Source organism: Enterococcus pernyi (assembly GCF_045371165.1).
Taxonomy (GTDB): Bacteria; Bacillota; Bacilli; order Lactobacillales; family Enterococcaceae; genus Enterococcus_B; species Enterococcus_B pernyi.
The window spans coordinates 54,557-71,904 of sequence record NZ_JBIQDM010000012.1; the positions used below are offsets into that span (position 1 = coordinate 54,557).

The 17,348-nt window shown below is 41.3% G+C and carries 16 protein-coding genes; 1 reads left to right on the forward strand and 15 read right to left on the reverse strand.

The window, feature by feature from the left end; translation table 11 throughout:
• Nucleotides 1-119 precede the first annotated feature (119 nt).
• The 12 genes from guaC to purC all read right to left on the reverse strand — a co-directional run bounded on the left by guaC (nucleotide 120) and on the right by purC (nucleotide 13,367).
• Nucleotides 120-1,097: a GMP reductase gene (guaC, locus tag ACH0AK_RS12640; protein ID WP_137072322.1), complete on the reverse strand. Its 978-nt coding sequence runs from the start codon at nucleotides 1,095-1,097 to the stop codon at nucleotides 120-122.
• Between the two features lie 238 nt (nucleotides 1,098-1,335).
• Nucleotides 1,336-2,457, reverse strand: coding sequence for a hypothetical protein (locus ACH0AK_RS12645; RefSeq protein ID WP_438846475.1), 1,122 nt, complete (start codon nucleotides 2,455-2,457; stop codon nucleotides 1,336-1,338).
• 105 nt (nucleotides 2,458-2,562) lie between these two features.
• Complete coding sequence (locus ACH0AK_RS12650) at nucleotides 2,563-3,477, reverse strand: aldo/keto reductase (RefSeq protein WP_023519521.1); 915 nt, start codon at nucleotides 3,475-3,477, stop codon at nucleotides 2,563-2,565.
• 118 nt (nucleotides 3,478-3,595) lie between these two features.
• Complete coding sequence (gene purD, locus ACH0AK_RS12655) at nucleotides 3,596-4,861, reverse strand: phosphoribosylamine--glycine ligase (protein ID WP_023519520.1); 1,266 nt, start codon at nucleotides 4,859-4,861, stop codon at nucleotides 3,596-3,598.
• A gap of 15 nt (nucleotides 4,862-4,876) precedes the next feature.
• Nucleotides 4,877-6,409 carry a bifunctional phosphoribosylaminoimidazolecarboxamide formyltransferase/IMP cyclohydrolase gene (gene purH / locus ACH0AK_RS12660; RefSeq protein ID WP_023519519.1) on the reverse strand — a complete coding sequence of 511 codons (1,533 nt, stop codon included), beginning with the start codon at nucleotides 6,407-6,409 and terminating at the stop codon, nucleotides 4,877-4,879.
• The gene (gene purN / locus ACH0AK_RS12665) at nucleotides 6,406-6,984 is read right to left on the reverse strand and encodes a phosphoribosylglycinamide formyltransferase (RefSeq protein WP_023519518.1); all 579 of its coding nucleotides are present in this window, start codon (nucleotides 6,982-6,984) and stop codon (nucleotides 6,406-6,408) included. The genes purH and purN overlap by 4 nt, the downstream gene beginning before the upstream one ends.
• A complete protein-coding gene (gene purM, locus ACH0AK_RS12670) occupies nucleotides 6,981-8,024 on the reverse strand; it encodes a phosphoribosylformylglycinamidine cyclo-ligase (protein WP_499796948.1) in 1,044 nt (347 codons plus the stop codon). Before purM ends, purN begins: the two co-directional genes overlap by 4 nt.
• Nucleotides 8,025-8,054: 30 nt before the next feature.
• Nucleotides 8,055-9,494 (reverse strand): amidophosphoribosyltransferase, encoded by a 1,440-nt coding sequence (gene purF, locus ACH0AK_RS12675; protein ID WP_010735680.1) that lies wholly within the window; start codon nucleotides 9,492-9,494, stop codon nucleotides 8,055-8,057.
• Entirely contained in the window at nucleotides 9,479-11,701 is a 2,223-nt protein-coding gene (purL, locus tag ACH0AK_RS12680) for a phosphoribosylformylglycinamidine synthase subunit PurL (RefSeq protein ID WP_023519516.1), read from the reverse strand. Before purL ends, purF begins: the two co-directional genes overlap by 16 nt.
• The gene (gene purQ, locus ACH0AK_RS12685) at nucleotides 11,702-12,376 is read right to left on the reverse strand and encodes a phosphoribosylformylglycinamidine synthase subunit PurQ (RefSeq protein ID WP_023519515.1); all 675 of its coding nucleotides are present in this window, start codon (nucleotides 12,374-12,376) and stop codon (nucleotides 11,702-11,704) included.
• A gap of 1 nt (nucleotide 12,377) precedes the next feature.
• Nucleotides 12,378-12,632: a phosphoribosylformylglycinamidine synthase subunit PurS gene (gene purS, locus ACH0AK_RS12690; protein WP_010735683.1), complete on the reverse strand. Its 255-nt coding sequence runs from the start codon at nucleotides 12,630-12,632 to the stop codon at nucleotides 12,378-12,380.
• A 3-nt stretch (nucleotides 12,633-12,635) separates the two neighbouring features.
• Nucleotides 12,636-13,367: a phosphoribosylaminoimidazolesuccinocarboxamide synthase gene (gene purC, locus ACH0AK_RS12695; protein WP_010735684.1), complete on the reverse strand. Its 732-nt coding sequence runs from the start codon at nucleotides 13,365-13,367 to the stop codon at nucleotides 12,636-12,638.
• A gap of 256 nt (nucleotides 13,368-13,623) precedes the next feature.
• Between purC and ACH0AK_RS12700 the strand changes: the two genes are divergently transcribed.
• Complete coding sequence (locus ACH0AK_RS12700; protein ID WP_010735685.1) at nucleotides 13,624-14,001, forward strand: hypothetical protein; 378 nt, start codon at nucleotides 13,624-13,626, stop codon at nucleotides 13,999-14,001.
• A 140-nt stretch (nucleotides 14,002-14,141) separates the two neighbouring features.
• Here ACH0AK_RS12700 and purB read toward each other — a convergent pair whose 3' ends face one another.
• From purB to purE, 3 genes are read right to left on the reverse strand one after another with little or no spacing between them, the layout of a single operon-like run.
• Nucleotides 14,142-15,437 (reverse strand): adenylosuccinate lyase, encoded by a 1,296-nt coding sequence (gene purB, locus ACH0AK_RS12705; protein WP_010735686.1) that lies wholly within the window; start codon nucleotides 15,435-15,437, stop codon nucleotides 14,142-14,144.
• Between the two features lie 13 nt (nucleotides 15,438-15,450).
• A complete protein-coding gene (purK, locus tag ACH0AK_RS12710; protein ID WP_010735687.1) occupies nucleotides 15,451-16,575 on the reverse strand; it encodes a 5-(carboxyamino)imidazole ribonucleotide synthase in 1,125 nt (374 codons plus the stop codon).
• Nucleotides 16,568-17,056 carry a 5-(carboxyamino)imidazole ribonucleotide mutase gene (gene purE / locus ACH0AK_RS12715; RefSeq protein ID WP_010735688.1) on the reverse strand — a complete coding sequence of 163 codons (489 nt, stop codon included), beginning with the start codon at nucleotides 17,054-17,056 and terminating at the stop codon, nucleotides 16,568-16,570. The genes purK and purE overlap by 8 nt, the downstream gene beginning before the upstream one ends.
• Between the last annotated feature and the right edge of the window lie 292 nt (nucleotides 17,057-17,348).

The following is a 17,348-nucleotide window of genomic DNA, read 5'->3' on the forward strand; positions in this document are numbered from 1 at the left end:
CAAAAGTAACCTCTTCGAAAAATAAGGCGCCATCCACAAAAATTTAAAAAACAATTTTCGTGGATGGCGCCTTATTTCTCGAGGCTGAACACTTCCGTCCCGACCTCTCTTACTTCGAATTAAATCGTATCCCCATTGAAAATCGAGTTTTTAACGATGACATAATCGACTTTACGAATCGATTCTAAATCACGACCACCGGCATAAGAAATCGAAGATTGTAAATCTTGTTGCATTTCAACTAACGTATCTTTTAAAGATCCTTTGTGTTGAATCCAAATTTTCTTACCTTCAACATTTTTCTTTTCGCCTTTTTGGAATTCAGAAGCTGATCCAAAATATTCTTTGTAAACGACACCGTTCTCAACTTTTGTTTCTCCTGGTGATTCTTCGTGTCCTGCAAACAATGAACCGATCATCACCATCGTCGCACCAAAACGTACTGATTTCGCGACATCTCCAGGTGTACGGATGCCACCGTCAGCAATGATAGGTTTGCGGGCAGCTTTCGCGCACCATCTTAGTGCCGCTAATTGCCAACCACCAGTACCAAAACCAGTTTTGATTTTTGTGATACATACTTTTCCTGGGCCAATGCCGACTTTCGTTGCATCTGCTCCAGCGTTTTCTAATTCTCGAACGGCTTCTGGCGTGCCGACGTTCCCTGCAATGACAAACGTATCTGGTAAATGCTTTTTGATATGCTGGATCATCGCGATCACAGCATTTGAATGTCCATGGGCAATATCAATTGTAATATAATCTGGTACAAGCGATTTTTCTGCTAATTCTTCTACAAAAGCATACTCGTCTTTTTTCACTCCTACACTAATAGAAGAAATTAAATTTCTTGCTTTCATTTTTTCGATAAATGGGATTCGTGCTTCTTCGTCAAAACGATGCATGATATAGAAATAACCATTTTCAGCTAAAAATTCCGCAATCGTTTCATCAATGATCGTTTGCATATTTGCTGGTACAACCGGCATTTTAAATGTATGTGAACCTAAAGTCACAGTTGTATCACATTCTGAACGGCTGTTTACGATACATTTATTAGGAATCAGTTGAATATCTTCGTAATCAAATACTTTCATCATATCGTCCTCTCGATTTCATATTCGCAAAAAACACGAACATTATCCACTTTTTACGTGCTCATTTTTAGCACCTCAAGTAATTTAACGTAATTTCATAAAAAAATCAAGCTTTTTATTATAAAAAAGTTGTATTTTACCTTTAATTAAGTTTTCGTGTAAAAAAAAGCGAACATTTTTAAACGTTCGCTTTTTTTGATGCTACCTTATTTTTTTGTTTGTAAAATCACAATGATTCTTAACGACTTTTTTCATGGTTACTTGTTGTTGGGCGATTTTGTTGGAAATCTCCCGCCATTTTTTTCGCACGATTCGTCCGGTCAGCGAAAGAGCCTTGCGCTCTCAACTGAGCTACTTGTTGGAGTTTTCTGTCCGTCTGTACATGCTTATCTACATCAACTGTTCTCAGTACTCCCGCACCTAAACTACGTACATAATCGATCACTGACAGCAGTTTAGGAGTATAGTGTGATTTGCTTATTGCTTTTAGATCAGTTAATGCCTGACCACGCTGATAATTCAAACTTTTCAGCGTATGGCTCCCATTAACATACTGCTCTTTCCCGTTGATTTGCGCTCTGGTTTCAAAAAGTTCTCCCTCTTTTTTATTTAAATGGATCAAACTTTCTGCGTAATTCAACATACTTGAATGGAGTGATTCGATCGAATTGATGACGGGGGCTGCAATATGTTCAATAGAATGATGCGACTCCAAACCTCTTTTGAAATCCATGCGAAAATCAGGATTTTCTAAATCTTCACGATGCTGTAGTACTTGTTTCGTTAAGGTTTTTAAATCATTTTTCCATTCATTTGATTCTTTATGTAGTACTTTAAACTCAGCTGACAAACGATCTTTACGTGTTTGTAGCGTTTTTTTACTTAGGTTTAGATCAACCGATTGTGGAATTTTTACTTCACCACGGGCGAAAGTTACATTCTGACCAAGTAAGGAAGTGATATTTGAAATCAATTGTTGAAACACCTTGGGATAAAACTGTTCACTACGTTTTTCAAGCATGACTCTAGCCGAATTTTCCTGATAACCCATTCTTTCGAAAGCCTTGCTTGGTTGATGAAAACCCGCATGTAATTTTAATCGGATAGATTGGATATGTTTCTCCATTTTTTCCATCCGCATGGCGTTGGCTACCCACATTTCGATTTTATTTTCATAAGAATTGATTGGGTTGATGAGTTTTTTTGCTTGTCTTTCATTTTCAGGAAATTTATTCAGTAAGTTATTTTGTTCTTTGATGATCTCATTATATAGTTTTTGTTGTGTTTTATGTAATGTACTAAAATCGGCGTATAAGTATTTTCTCTCATCTTGTAATAGTTTCCTTAACTGTTTATCCATTGATTCTCCTCTTTTCTTCGATACTGTTCATCGTTTTTCTATTTTTATAAAAACCGACTCTCTTTCTCATAAAAAACAGAGAGTCGGCTAACGATATCTTTTATTTTATGGCAAAATATTGCCAGCAGCACGATACAATTCATACCAATCTTCTCGAGTCATATCGATCATCGATGCTTTCGCGATTTCTTCAATCCTTGTCAGATTCATCGTTCCAGCGATCACCTGCATATTTGCAGGATGACGTAAGATCCACGCCGACGCTAACCCTGTTGGTGTCGTATGATATTTTTCTGCCAGTTCGTTTAACGACTGATTCAATTCTGGGAATTTTTCATTTCCAATGAATACACCTTCAAAGAAGCCATATTGATAAGGCGACCACGCTTGGATCGTCATCTCATGTAAACGAGAATAATCTAGGATACTGCCATCATGGTCAATACTTGCTTGATCCGTCATGTTCACATGGATTCCCTGATCGATCATTTCGGAATGTTTAAGACCAAATTGTAATTGGTTCGCCAGTAATGGCTGGTTCACATATTTTTTCAATAACTCGATCTGCATTGGTTTTTGATTGCTCACACCAAAGAAACGAACCTTGCCAGATCGCTCCAACTCATCAAACGCTTCCGCCACTTCTTCGGGTTCAACGAGCGTGTCTGGACGATGAAGTAACAAGGCATCAACGTATTCCATATCTAATCGACGCAAGCTATCTTCAACCGATTGAATGATGTGTTTTTTTGAGAAATCAAACATCTTTCCTGGTACGATCCCGCATTTCGTTTGGATAAATAATTCATCACGTTTTAGCGAAGTTTTTGCTAACGCTTGAGCAAAAATTGTTTCACAGTCCCCACCACCGTAAATATCCGCATGGTCAAAAAAGTTGATGCCATTTTCAAAAGCTGCTTCAATCACTTTTTCAGGTTGCTCAGAACCATTCAAACGCATACAACCTAAAATGACGGAGGATACGAGCTGGTCGGAAGTCCCTAAACGAATCTTTTTCATCAAATCTCATCCTTTCTTAGCAACTCGATTTTACCATAACCATCATGAAAAGGCTTCAAAAAAAATAAAACTATTTTTCCGTTTCTGCAAAAAATAGTTTTATTTCTTTATGTGACTTTTACTTTTGTACCAAGGCTTTTGAGCCGATATCCGTCCGATAGAATGTACGTTCAGTATTCTTGACTTTTAAAACAGAGTATATTTTTTCTTGCGCTTCTTCGATTGTCTGACCACTCGCTTCCACCAAATAGATCCGTCCCCCTGCACCTACCAGTTCTTTCGCTTGTTCCTCTACCCCCGCATAATAGACGGCCACATCTGGATCAGCTGAAAAATCTGGAAGCAAGGCTCCTTTTTGGTATTTTCCTGGATAGCCTTCTGCCGCAACGACTACACCTAAGCAAACTCCTTCTGTCTCCCATGTTAACTCGACTGCCCTTCCTGTTAATAGGCGGTCAATGATTTCCGCTAGATCACTTTTAAGTCGTGGCAACACAACTTGCGTCTCAGGATCACCAAACCGAGCGTTGAATTCGATTACTTTTGGTCCTTCTGCTGTGGCAATCAGCCCTGCATATAAAATACCAGTAAATGAACACCCTATCTCTTTCATCCCTCGCACTGCTGGTTTCAATACTTTTTCGACAGCCTGATCAACCATGGTTTGAGGGATTTGCGGCACAGGTGTATAAGCGCCCATTCCGCCAGTATTAGGACCTTTATCCCCATTATACGCTCGCTTATGGTCTTGCGAGATCACCATGGGATAAACTTCTTTATCTCGGACAAAAGCAAGTAAAGAGAACTCTTCTCCTGACAAGAACTCTTCCACGACGATTTTCTGCCCACTAGCACCAAACCGATCATTTTCTAGCATCTCTGAAGCGGCTTCGACAGCGGCTTCGAGGGTTTCCGCCACAACGACCCCTTTACCAGCAGCTAATCCGTCTGCTTTGATAACGATCGGTGCGCCTTTTGCTTCAATGTATTCTCTCGCTTCGGCAAAACGGGTAAACGTTTGTGACTCTGCAGTAGGAATACCTTGACGTGCCATCAACTCTTTGGCAAAGCTCTTTGAACCTTCAATTAAGGCTGCAGCTTTTGTTGGGCCAAAAATCGCTAATCCTTCCGCTTGAAAATCATCAACGATCCCATTGAGTAGAGGGATTTCTGGACCAACAAATGTCCAGGCGATCCCTTCAGCTCGAGCAAATTCGATCAATCCTTCATGATCCGTTTCAACAAGATCCACCAAGTGAACCCCATCTTTTTTCATTCCTGCATTTCCAGGTGCGCAATACACAGCTTCAACTAATGGACTAGCTAAAAGTTTTTTGCTTATCGCATGTTCTCGCCCGCCCGAGCCAATCACTAAACACTTCATTTTATCCGCTCCTTCTTAATGTCTAAAATGACGCACGCCGGTAAATACCATTGCGATACCATACTTGTTTGCCATATCGATCGAGGCTTGATCTTTGATACTTCCTCCCGGCTGGATGATTGCTTTGATGCCATGCTTCGCAGCGTATTCGACAGAGTCATCCATTGGGAAGTAAGCATCACTTGCAAGCGCGGCTGTTTCGGCTTTAGCACCAGCTTGTTCGATCGCAAGCTTGACCGAACCCACACGATTCATTTGGCCGGCACCAATACCGAGGGTTTGCTGTTGATTTGCAACGACGATCGCATTTGATTTCACATGTTTGACCGCTTTCCAAGCAAAAGCCATCGCTGCTTGCTCTTCTTTGGTGGGTTGACGATCGGTGACTACTGTCCAACTTTCTGGTTCTTCCATTGCACGATCATCTTGTTGGACCAGTAAACCTCCTAAGACAGAGACCATTTCGTTAGCATTTCCTTCCACATTCGAGAAATCGACTTGCAACAGACGGAGATTTTTCTTCGTTTTCAGTACAGCTAGGGCCTCTTCACTGTAACTAGGAGCGATAATGATTTCTAAAAACAATTGAGTCATTGCTTGTGCACTAACCAAATCGACTTCCCGATTCAATACGATAATGCCGCCAAAGATCGATACTGGATCAGCAGCATAAGCAGCTTCCCACGCAGAGAAAATCGTCTCGCCACTTCCGATCCCACATGGATTCATATGTTTCAACGCAACGACAGTTGGTTCCGTGAACTCTCTCATGATACGTAACGCAGCATCCGCATCACGAATATTATTGAAAGAAAGTTCCTTACCGTGCAATTGTTCCGCACTTGCAATCGAATAACTCGTTGGTAAAGCCGCTTGATAAAATGCTGCTTCTTGATGGCTATTCTCGCCATAGCGAAGGTCTTGTTTGCGCGTATAAGTAAGGGTTAGATTCTCAGGATCTTTTTCACCCACAGCTTCTGTGAGATATTGACCAATCAACGCATCATAAGCAGCCGTATGACGAAAAACTTTTGCTGCTAACTTTCTACGTGTCTCAAGGCTCGTGTGACCTTCTTGCTGGATTTCTGCTAAAACGATCGCATAATCAACGGGATCAACGATGGCTGTTACGAAAGCATGATTTTTTGCAGCACTTCGCAACATGCTCGGTCCACCGATATCAATATTTTCGATCGCATCTGCTTCGGTCGTTTCTGGTTTTAAGATCGTTTCCTTGAATGGATAAAGGTTGACACAGACAATATCGATTGGTTGGATGGCTTCTTTTTCCATTGCCTCCATATGGCTTTCACTATCGCGACGCCCTAATAATCCTCCGTGGATTTTTGGATGTAAAGTTTTTACTCGGCCATCCATCATCTCAGGAAAACCAGTCACTTCATCGATAGAAATGGTTTCGATTCCTGCTTCTTCCAAAGCTGTTTTAGTTCCACCTGTGGAAATGATCTCTATATCGGCAGCACGTAGTCCTTTCGCAAAGTCAATGACCCCAGTCTTATCTGAAACACTTATTAACGCTCTTGTCATTTTTTTACATCTCCCATATTTACTATATTTGCAATCACTTCTGGAAAGATCTGATGTTCGATCTGATGGATTTTTTGTTCCAATGTAGCTAATGTATCTTCTTTTTCGATCATCACTTTTTCCTGACGAATGATTGGTCCAGTATCCACCCCACGATCGATATAATGGACAGTCACACCTGTTTCCTTCACGCCTGCTTCAAAAGCATCGCGAATCCCATGAAGACCGGGAAAATTCGGTAATAACGAAGGATGGATATTGATCATTTTATTTTCATAAGTTGACAGTAAGCCTTCACCAACGATTCGCATATAGCCTGCCAGTACGATCAAATCAATCTCTCGGTTTGCTAATTCTTCAAGGATCGCTTGTTCGTACTCCGTTTTGGATGCAAACTCTTTCGGTGAAAAACAGGTGCTCGGAACTTGCGCTTTTTTTGCCCGTTGTAAAACATAGGCATGTGGCTGATCACAAAACAACCACTCGATTGTCGCAGAAAGTCGGTTCTTTTTAAAATAATCGACCAGCGCTTGAAAGTTACTGCCATTTCCTGAAGCAAAGACGGCAATCTTCATTTTTTCCCCTCTGTGATCACGACTTTTTGCTCCTCAAACGGTACGACTTGCCCGATTTGATAGACTTCTTCGCCAGATTTACGGATTTGATCAATGATTTCACTCGCATGTTCAGGAGAAACTGCAATGACCATTCCAATGCCCATGTTAAAGATCTCATACATTTCATGTGCAGGGATCTCACCATACTTTTGCAAACAATCGAAGATCGGTAAAACTGGCCATGTGCCTAGATCGATGCGGGCAGCAACATTTTCTGGCAACATCCGCGGAATATTCTCAATGAACCCACCACCTGTAATATGTGCGGCACCTTTGATCTTCTCTTTTTTGATTAATGGTAATAAAGTCGAAACATAGATTTTTGTCGGTTCAAGCAACATATCTGCCAAAGAGGTATCCAACCTTTCGATCGTTTCTTCTAATGAAAAACCTTGCTGTTCAAAAAAGATTTTACGAACCAAAGAGTACCCATTGGAATGGATGCCACTAGAAGGCAAACCTAGCAAGATATCACCTGTTGTGATCGATTGACCAGTAATCAATTGCGCTTTTTCCGCAATCCCTACCGCAAAACCTGCCAGATCATAATCGTCCCCTTGATACATACCTGGCATTTCTGCTGTTTCGCCACCGATCAATGCCATGTTTGCTGAAACACAACCAGTAGCAACGCCTGATACGACTTTTTCTAGACGTTCTGGGTCATTTTTACCTGTTGCCAAATAATCTAAAAAGTATAAAGGTTCTGCCCCTTGTGCCAAAATATCATTGACACACATCGCGACACAATCGATACCGATCGTTTCATGGCGATCTGCGGCGATAGCTACAGCTAACTTAGTACCCACACCGTCTGTCCCGGAAACTAAGACAGGTTCTTTTAATTGGAATCCACTAAGGTCAAAGCAGCCACCAAAGCCTCCTAATGCACCCATCACACCGATTCTTTCTGTTTTCTTCACATGTTTTTTGATGCGATCCACGACTTCATACCCCGCTTCTACATCCACACCCGCTTTTGCATAAGCATTACCCATTTGATTACTTGCTCCTTTCATTTGCTCCGTTTAAAAAAAAGATACTTTTTCTTTTAAAGATTCTTGGTATTTTTCTTCGTAGTCATATAGCGGTGTCGGATAATCGCCGTTGAAATAAGCCATACATAACCCTGAATAAGGGGAATCTTTTTGTAGGCCGATTGCTCCAATCAAGCCTTCTTCACTCAAGAAATCCAACGAATCTGCGCCGATACATTCTCTGATCTCTTCGATGGAATGATTCGCTGCGATCAGTTCTTTTCTCGTTTGGATGTCGATCCCGTAAAAACATGGATATTTCAATGGTGGAGATGCGATCCGCACATGGACTTCCTTTGCTCCAGCTTCTTTTAATAGATTGACGATTCTTCGGCTGGTAGTGCCGCGAACGATCGAATCATCGACCATAATGATTTTTTTCCCTTCCACAACGCCCCGAACCGCAGAAAGTTTCATCCGCACACCTTGTTCTCTTAATTCTGGGGTTGGTTGGATGAACGTACGTGCCACATATTGATTTTTCACCAAGCCGATTTCATATGGGATACCACTTGCTTCAGCATAACCACTGGCTGCTGACAACGAAGAATTGGGCACACCAACCACCATATCTGCTTCGATCGGCGCTTCAGCCGCTAAACGTCTCCCCATATTTTTACGTGCTGTATGCACATTGATCCCTGCAATATCAGAATCCGGACGTGCAAAGTAAATATATTCCATGGAACAAATCGCCAATTGAGTATCTGTCGTGTATTGCTCGATCGTATAGCCATCATCATTGATGATCACGATTTCTCCTGGCAAGACATCACGTACAAACCGCGCACCGATCCCTTCCAGCGCACAGGTTTCAGAAGTAATGACATATGCGCCATTTTTCATTTGACCAATGGCTAATGGGCGAAAACCATTAGGGTCTAGTGCCGCAACCATCGCGTCTTCTGTCAGTAATAAGTAAGCAAATCCGCCTTTTACCTCAGCCAAGGCTTCCTTTAATCTGTCTAAAAACGTTTCTTCGTTACTACGACGGATCAAATGCATCAAGATCTCTGTATCTGAATTTGAATGAAAGATGGCACCATCTTTTTCTAAAGACGTCCGTAAAGAGCGAGCATTCGTCAGATTGCCATTATGAGCCAACCCAATCGATTGATCGTAAAATTTGAATAAAAAAGGTTGGATATTATCCACACTGCCATTGCCTGCGGTAGCATAGCGAACGTGACCGATCGCTGCTTGTCCAGATAAAGCTGCTAGTTTTCTTGGATCTTTGAATACCTCTGAAAGAAGCCCAAGATCACGGTGACCATATAATTTCCCATCATCATTTGATACGATGCCAGCACCTTCTTGCCCACGATGCTGCAAACTATGCAAACCAAAGTAAGTGACATTGGCAGCTTGAGGATGTCCCCAAACACCGAACACTCCACATTCTTCATTGATGCTTCTTACTTCATAAGACATTCGATTGCTTCCTCCCAAGACTGTTTCGCCGAAGCGACTGCCAAGTCAACTCTTCCATCATTTGCTTGTATCACCAATTGTTTTTCTTCCGTTACGTGACCAAGAAGTGTCCCACGCTCACCAGCTAATGTTTCAAAGGCTTGTTGGTTTTCTTTTGTTACAGATACAATAAAACGCGATTGTGATTCAGAAAACAGATGAGCAGCTGGCAGATCAACTCTCGTTGAAACACCGAAACCATTTGTGAACGCTGATTCCGCAATAGCCACCGCTAACCCACCTTCTGCACAGTCATGCGCACTTTGGATCAGTCCAGCTTTGATTGCTTCTAACATCAAGGTTTGGTTTTCTTTTTCGGTAGTTAGATCAAAATGCTCCACCATTCCTTCGATCCTACCTAGCTGCAGCTTTTGTAATTCGCTGCCGTTAAAGTCTGCAAACGTCTGGCCGATCACATAGATCACATCTCCTGCTTGTTTGAACTCTTGGGTAGTGATATGTTCGTGGGCTTCGATCAATCCGACCATACCGATCATCGGCGTTGGATAGATCGCTTGGCCATCTGTCTCGTTATATAGAGAAACATTTCCTGAGATCACAGGTGTTTCCAACATTTCACATGCTTTAGCAATTCCATCAGCTGAGTACGATAACTCCCAGAATACTTCTGGTTTATCTGGAGAACCATAGTTCAAACAATCCGTAATCGCTAAAGGTTGACCACCACTTGCGACAATATTTCTTGCTGCTTCCGCAACAACAATCTGACCACCAATTTCTGGATCTAGATAAATATAACGAGCATTACAGTCTGTCGTCATCGCTAACGCTTTTTTGGTCCCGCGAATACGCAAAACTGCGGCATCACTACCTGGAGCAACCACTGTATTGGTTTGGACACGCGAATCATACGTCTCATAAATCGAACGTTTTGATGCGATCGTCGGTTGCTTCAACAACGCAGTCAATACTTCATTTGGATCAGAGATCACTGGTTGGTATTGACCTAATTCACGGAATTTTGCCATCCGTTCTGGTTCAACCATTTCTTTCTGATAGACAGGCGCATCTTCTGCCAAGGCATCTACCGGAAGATTGGCTACTTCTTTTCCATGATGATACAAACGGTACTGACCATCATCTGTTACTTTTCCAATCGTCACCGCGTCTAGATCGTATTTTTGGAATAGTGCTTGGACACGCGCTTCTGAACCAGCCTTCACACAGATCAACATCCGTTCTTGGGATTCAGATAACATCATTTCATAAGGGGTCATCTGCGATTCACGCTGCGGTACATCGTCCAAGGTCAATACCAAACCAGAGCCTGCTTTTGAGGCCATTTCTGAACTTGATGAAACAAGTCCTGCCGCACCCATATCTTGGATGCCGACAAGAATGTCTGAGTGGTCCAAAATCAATTCCAAACAAGCTTCTAACAATAATTTCTCCATAAAAGGATCGCCCACTTGCACAGCTGAACGTTGTTGTTCTTCTTCCTGACTAAATTCTTCGGAGGCAAATGTCGCACCGTGGATACCATCCCGACCTGTCTTAGCGCCTACATACATGATCGAATTGCCAACACCTGATGCTTGTCCTTTTTGGATATCTTTATGATCGATCAACCCAACACACATGGCATTTACCAATGGATTCCCCTCATAACAAGGATCAAAGGCGATCTCACCACCAACTGTCGGTACGCCAATACAATTACCATACCCTCCGATACCAGCAACAACTTCTTCTAACAGGTATTTTGTACGAGGATTATCTAATTCGCCAAAACGCAGTGAATCAAGTAGAGCAATCGGACGTGCACCCATACTGAAAATATCACGAATAATGCCCCCAACACCTGTTGCTGCGCCTTCATAAGGTTCGACTGCCGAAGGATGATTGTGGCTTTCTGCTTTAAAAACCACTGCTTGTCCGTCTCCAATGTCAACGATCCCCGCGCCTTCACCAGGCCCTTGTAAGACATTCGGCCCACTTGTTGGGAATTTTCTTAAGATCGGCTTGGAGTTTTTGTAAGAACAGTGTTCACTCCACATGACTGAGAACAGACCGGTCTCTGTATAATTAGGCATTCTACCTAAGATGTCTTCTTCGATCATCCGGTATTCTTCATCCGTCAGTCCCCATTGCGTATAAATCTTTTGTTCTTTGATTTCTAATGCAGTTGGCTCCATCATTGTTTTCATTTATGCAGTCACCTTTCCGAAATTCTTCAATAGCGAAGCGAAGAAACGTTTGCCATCTTCTGAGCCAAGTAATGCTTCCATTGCTCGTTCTGGATGGGGCATCATCCCTAACACATTTCCTGCTTTGTTTGTAATCCCTGCAATGTTGGCCACACTGCCGTTGAGATTTTCTCCCTCGTAGGTAAACACGATTTGGTTGTTGTCGATCAGTTCTTGAAGCGTCTCTTCGTCACAAAAATAATTGCCTTCTCCATGGGCCACCGGCAACTGGATCACTTCATTTTTGTCGTACTCTGAAGTAAAGGATGTTTGATTGTTAACTTTCAGTGATGCTGACTTACAGATAAAACGTAATGAATCATTTCTTCTTAATACGCCTGGTAGCAATCCAGCCTCCGTCAACACTTGGAATCCATTACATGTACCAAAAACAGGTTTTCCTTCTTCCGCAAAACGAATCACTTCATCCATGATTGTTGAAAAACGAGCAATCGCTCCACAACGTAAGTAATCGCCGTAAGAAAAGCCGCCAGGGATCAATACTCCGTCATACCCTTCAAGAGAAGATTCGTCATAACGAACATAGTCTGCTTCTGCGCCCATCACATCACGGATCGCCCAAAGCAAGTCCGCATCACAATTCGATCCAGGAAAAACAATCACGGCAAATTTCATGCTAAACTTCCTCCATTTTGTTGATTTCATAACGATACGTTTCCATATTGACATTTGCTAATAAACGATCGCAAATCGCTTCGATCGTTGCTTCTACTTCCTCTTCACTAGCTGAGACTTGGATTTCAAAATACTTCCCGATACGAATATCTTCAATGTTGTCGTAGCCTAAACGATGTACCGCATTTTTAACTGCCTCTCCTTGTGGATCTAATACTGAATCTTTATATGTTACGTACACTTTTACAAAATACATGATTTATTCTCCTTTATTTTCGAGTGATAATTGATTTAAACGATCGAGTACTTCTTGATAGACAGGAATGATGTTGCCGATCTTTCGCCGGTAGACATCCTTATCCATATGTTCCTTAGTGGTAAGATCCCATAAGCGACATGTATCCGGAGAAATTTCATCTGCTAATTCGATCTCGCCAGTCGCAGTACGTCCAAATTCCACTTTAAAATCGACTAATCGTAAATTGATTTTTTTGAATAGTTCTATCAGATGGTCATTGATTTGCAACGCTTGTTTTTTAAGCTCCGCTATCTCTTCAGGCGTTGCTAACTCTAAGAAACCAACGTGGGCATCATTGATGAAGGGATCATCTAGTTCATCTTTTTTGTAATAAAATTCAACGATCGGTGTCGGTAGCACTTGCCCTTCTTCTACTCCTAGGCGTTTTGAAAAACTTCCAGCTGAAATATTTCTGACGACCACTTCTAAGAGAATGATCGACCGTTTTTTAATCAATTGTTCGGTTTTTGACAATTTCTCAATAAAATGATTTTTTATTCCTTGATTCGATAAGTATTCAAAAATAGCACTTGTGATTTGATTGTTCAATTCTGCTTTCCCTTGCATTTGGTCTTTCATTCCACCGTTGAGGGCAGTCACTTGATCTAGATACTCCACCCACAGGACAGTTTCATCATTCGTGTTAAACATTCTTTTTGCTTTTCCTTCATAGAGCAAGTTCTGTTTTTCCATGTCTACGACTCCTTGTTTGTTAACGTTGTATTACCAACACACATTATTTGTTCGTCTTTTCACTTTAAATTTTACCAAGGGTCAGGAATCAAATCAATACAAAAGTGTACATTTAAACCATTAAAAACATTTAATGTTCGTCTTTCTTGCTTTTATTAAGAATAGTTGTTCTTCGTTAAGAAGCGTTTACACATTTATTGATTGGTGATATAGTAGATTTAAAGAAAACAGTTAGAGGTTTCAAGGAGGTAACTAAATGGAAGATCCAAGTACGTCTGCCCAACGCTTTTTACTCGATTTATCTGTTGAAGAAAAATCACGCTTATACAATGATCTACTTGCTATCAAAGATGTTGATGCCTGCATGAAGGATCGAAGTTTTTATACATTTAGAAAACTTCGCCGTGCAGCAAAACGACAATCGGAGTGTCGAAAACGAACATTCCATTACTTGACCCAAAACAACCATGAACTAGTGATCAAACAAATCCATGAGCAAAAGTTATTCAAGCATCATTACCGATTGCTCGTGACCTTCGATCAACAAGAATTTGGCTATACATTTGTTGAAACATTATTGAATCTTCTACATTCCCAACATTTCAATTTGGGTCATCAAATGGCTTATGCTTAAACCAAAAAGAACATCCCTCAGAAGTTAGTCTGAAGGATGTTCTTTTTTTCTTGCATTTAAAAAAATAGTTCAAGCTAGTGATTGTTCGTTTTTTTCGATCAGTCGAGAAACATTGTTAACATCTATTCTTACTGAATGGTTTATGCTAAACCGACACGTTCAAAAATGACATCCACATTTTTCATATGGTGGTTGTAATCAAATGCTTCAGCGATTTCTTCTGGTGTCAAAACAGAAGTGATCGCTTCGTCTTCTTCAAGTAAAGGACGGAAGGACACTTGATTATCCCACGCATATGCTGTCTTAGGTTGAACAAGATCATACGCTTCTTCTCTTGTCATCCCTTTATCAATCAATTTCAACATGACACGTTGGCTATAGATCAAGCCAAATGTCGCATCCATGTTACGTTTCATGTTTTCTGGGAATACCGTTAGATTTTTAACGATATTGCCGAAGCGGCTCAACATATAATCAAGTAGGATCGTTGTATCAGGTAGAATGATCCGTTCTGCAGAAGAATGGGAGATATCTCTTTCGTGCCACAACGAAACATTTTCATAAGCGGTAATCATATGCCCACGGATCACTCGCGCTAAGCCAGCCATATTTTCTGAACCGATCGGATTACGTTTATGTGGCATAGCAGATGAGCCTTTTTGTCCTTTAGCAAAAAATTCTTCGACTTCTCGTGTTTCCGATTTTTGAAGTCCACGAATCTCTGTCGCAAAGCGTTCGATACTGGTCGCAATCAATGACATTGTCGCAAAATATTCGGCATGTAGATCACGTGGTAAAACTTGCGTCGATACTTCTTGCGGACGGATGCCTAGTTTTTCGCAGACATATTCTTCAATGAACGGAGGGATATTCGCAAACGTACCAACAGCACCGGAGATTTTCCCTGCTTCTACGCCTTTTGCTGCATGTTCAAAACGTTCGATATTTCGTTTCATCTCAGAATACCAAGTAGCTAATTTAAGACCGAAAGTGGTTGGCTCAGCATGCACACCATGCGTACGTCCCATCATGACTGTATACTTATGCTCTTTGGCTTTTTCACCAATGATCGCTGTGAAACGTTTCAAATCTTCGCGCAAAATGTCATTTGCTTGTTTGATTTGGTAACCATAAGCTGTATCCACCACATCTGTACTTGTTAATCCATAATGGACCCATTTACTTTCGTCGCCAAGTGTTTCCGAAACTGCTCGAGTAAAAGCAACGACATCGTGGCGTGTCGATTGCTCAATCTCTAAAATACGAGCGATATCAAAAGACGCGTGTTCACGGATTTTCGCTACATCTTCTTTAGGTATTTCTCCTAATTCTGCCCAAGCTTCATCAGCAAGTATTTCAACTTCTAACCATGCTTGATATTTATTTTGCTCTGTCCAAATATTGCCCATTTCAGGTCGTGTATAACGTTCTAACATCAACTATTCTCCTTTAATCCCAAATATTCGTTTTTTCGATTTCTTTCAATGTCGACTCGATATCTTCTGTCAAAATCGTGATGTGTCCCATCTTACGACCTTTTTTCGCTTGTTTCTTGCCATAGAAATGAAATTTCCAATCTTGTTTTTTCGCAATCAAATTGTAACTTTCTAATAGTTGTTCACCTAAAACGTTGACCATGACGGCATCACTTAACAATGGGACTTTTTTAGGTAAAGGCCAACCGCAAATCCCACGGATATGCGCATCAAATTGTGTCATTCCGCATGCTTCTAAGGTGTAATGTCCTGAATTGTGTGGACGCGGTGCCAATTCATTCACATACAATCCACCAGTCTTCGTCAAAAACATTTCGACGCCCAGTGCACCGGACAAACTCACTGCTTCAGCAATCACTTTAGCAATTCTTTCTGCCTCTTCGATCACATCCGCTGAAACAGTTGCTGGCGCAATCGTTTCATGGAGAATATTATTACAATGGATATTTTCAACAACTGGAAATGTCGTATATTGCCCTTGCCCATTGCCTGCGACCATGATCGATAGTTCTTTTTCAAATGGAATCCAAGCTTCTAATACGCAAGTTCCTTCTCTTAAAAGATCCATCGCAGGAGCTAAGTCCGCTCGACTCTTCAGTACATATTGCCCCTTACCGTCATATCCGCCACGAGTTGTTTTCAAGACACAAGGATAACCGATACCATCGATTGCATCTTGGATATCTGTGGGACTGACGATCGTTGCATGTGGAGCGATCACGATATTATTTGTTTCTAAAAATGATTTTTCTAGTAGACGATCTTGCGTGATCGCCAACAAATCTGTTCCTTGAGGAATAAATGACATCGGCAAAATCGCATTCAGTGCTTCCACACTCACATTCTCAAATTCGTAGGTGATAACCTCAGTTCGTCTTGCAAGTTCTTCTAGAGCAAACGTATCATCGTAGGAACTTTCAATGTGCCAGTCCGCTACTTGAGCAGCCGGACAATCATTCATCGGATCAAGCACACCGACTTTGAATCCCATCTCTTTTGCACTGATCGCCATCATGCGACCTAACTGTCCACCACCGACGATTCCGATCGTCGAGCCTGGTAATAATGGTTTAACCAAGTTGATCACTACTTTCTATTACAGATTCAACCGACATTGCGCGTCGTTTCGCTAATGCAGCCTCCAACTCTAAATCATACATTGAAAGCATCTGTATCGCAAGTAGACCGGCATTAATTGCGCCTGCTTTTCCAATCGCTGTCGTCGCCACAGGCACGCCGCCTGGCATTTGGACAATGGATAGCAAAGAATCCAATCCGTTCAATGTTCGGCTTTGAACAGGAACACCAATAACCGGTAATGTCGTCTTTGCAGCAACCATCCCTGGTAAATGAGCTGCTCCTCCCGCACCTGCAATAATCACTTTTATACCTTTTTCTCGAGCTTCTTCTGCATACGAAAACATCAAATCTGGTGTTCGATGTGCTGAAACTACTTTCTTTTCAAAAGAAACGCCAAATTCTTCAATAATCTCACACGCATGTTTCATTGTCTCCCAATCCGAGATGCTCCCCATTATTACAGAAATTTTTGCAGCCATTCGTTTCTCCTCTCGATTCGTATTCACTTATATTTTATCAATCGCCCCTCTGTAAATCAAGATAAATTCGAATGAAAAATAGATAAAAAGATTTATTGTTCGTCTTTAACAAATCAACTCTTGCTTGTTGAAATCAAGTTTTTTCTGGTCCAAATCATTTGTTTTTTTTAAGGATATAACACTTTTTCTTCATGTATCCAAAATGCAGAGAGAATCTGTTCATGAATTTGCTACAATTAAAAAATTCGTCTGGGACATTCGTCTTCTCGCACCACCTAAAATCGAATAAACG

Bases quoted from the DNA above. Each gene is read 5' to 3' on its own strand.
- guaC (WP_137072322.1), bottom strand. From the start codon at position 1,097: ATGAAAGTATTTGATTACGAAGATATTCAACTGATTCCTAATAAATGT.
- ACH0AK_RS12645 (WP_438846475.1), bottom strand. From the start codon at position 2,457: ATGGATAAACAGTTAAGGAAACTATTACAAGATGAGAGAAAATACTTA.
- ACH0AK_RS12650 (WP_023519521.1), bottom strand. From the start codon at position 3,477: ATGAAAAAGATTCGTTTAGGGACTTCCGACCAGCTCGTATCCTCCGTC.
- purD (WP_023519520.1), bottom strand. From the start codon at position 4,861: ATGAAGTGTTTAGTGATTGGCTCGGGCGGGCGAGAACATGCGATAAGC.
- purH (WP_023519519.1), bottom strand. From the start codon at position 6,409: ATGACAAGAGCGTTAATAAGTGTTTCAGATAAGACTGGGGTCATTGAC.
- purN (WP_023519518.1), bottom strand. From the start codon at position 6,984: ATGAAGATTGCCGTCTTTGCTTCAGGAAATGGCAGTAACTTTCAAGCG.
- purM (WP_499796948.1), bottom strand. From the start codon at position 8,024: ATGGGTAATGCTTATGCAAAAGCGGGTGTGGATGTAGAAGCGGGGTAT.
- purF (WP_010735680.1), bottom strand. From the start codon at position 9,494: ATGTCTTATGAAGTAAGAAGCATCAATGAAGAATGTGGAGTGTTCGGT.
- purL (WP_023519516.1), bottom strand. From the start codon at position 11,701: ATGAAAACAATGATGGAGCCAACTGCATTAGAAATCAAAGAACAAAAG.
- purQ (WP_023519515.1), bottom strand. From the start codon at position 12,376: ATGAAATTTGCCGTGATTGTTTTTCCTGGATCGAATTGTGATGCGGAC.
- purS (WP_010735683.1), bottom strand. From the start codon at position 12,632: ATGTATTTTGTAAAAGTGTACGTAACATATAAAGATTCAGTATTAGAT.
- purC (WP_010735684.1), bottom strand. From the start codon at position 13,367: ATGGAAAAACAGAACTTGCTCTATGAAGGAAAAGCAAAAAGAATGTTT.
- ACH0AK_RS12700 (WP_010735685.1), top strand. From the start codon at position 13,624: ATGGAAGATCCAAGTACGTCTGCCCAACGCTTTTTACTCGATTTATCT.
- purB (WP_010735686.1), bottom strand. From the start codon at position 15,437: ATGTTAGAACGTTATACACGACCTGAAATGGGCAATATTTGGACAGAG.
- purE (WP_010735688.1), bottom strand. From the start codon at position 17,056: ATGGCTGCAAAAATTTCTGTAATAATGGGGAGCATCTCGGATTGGGAG.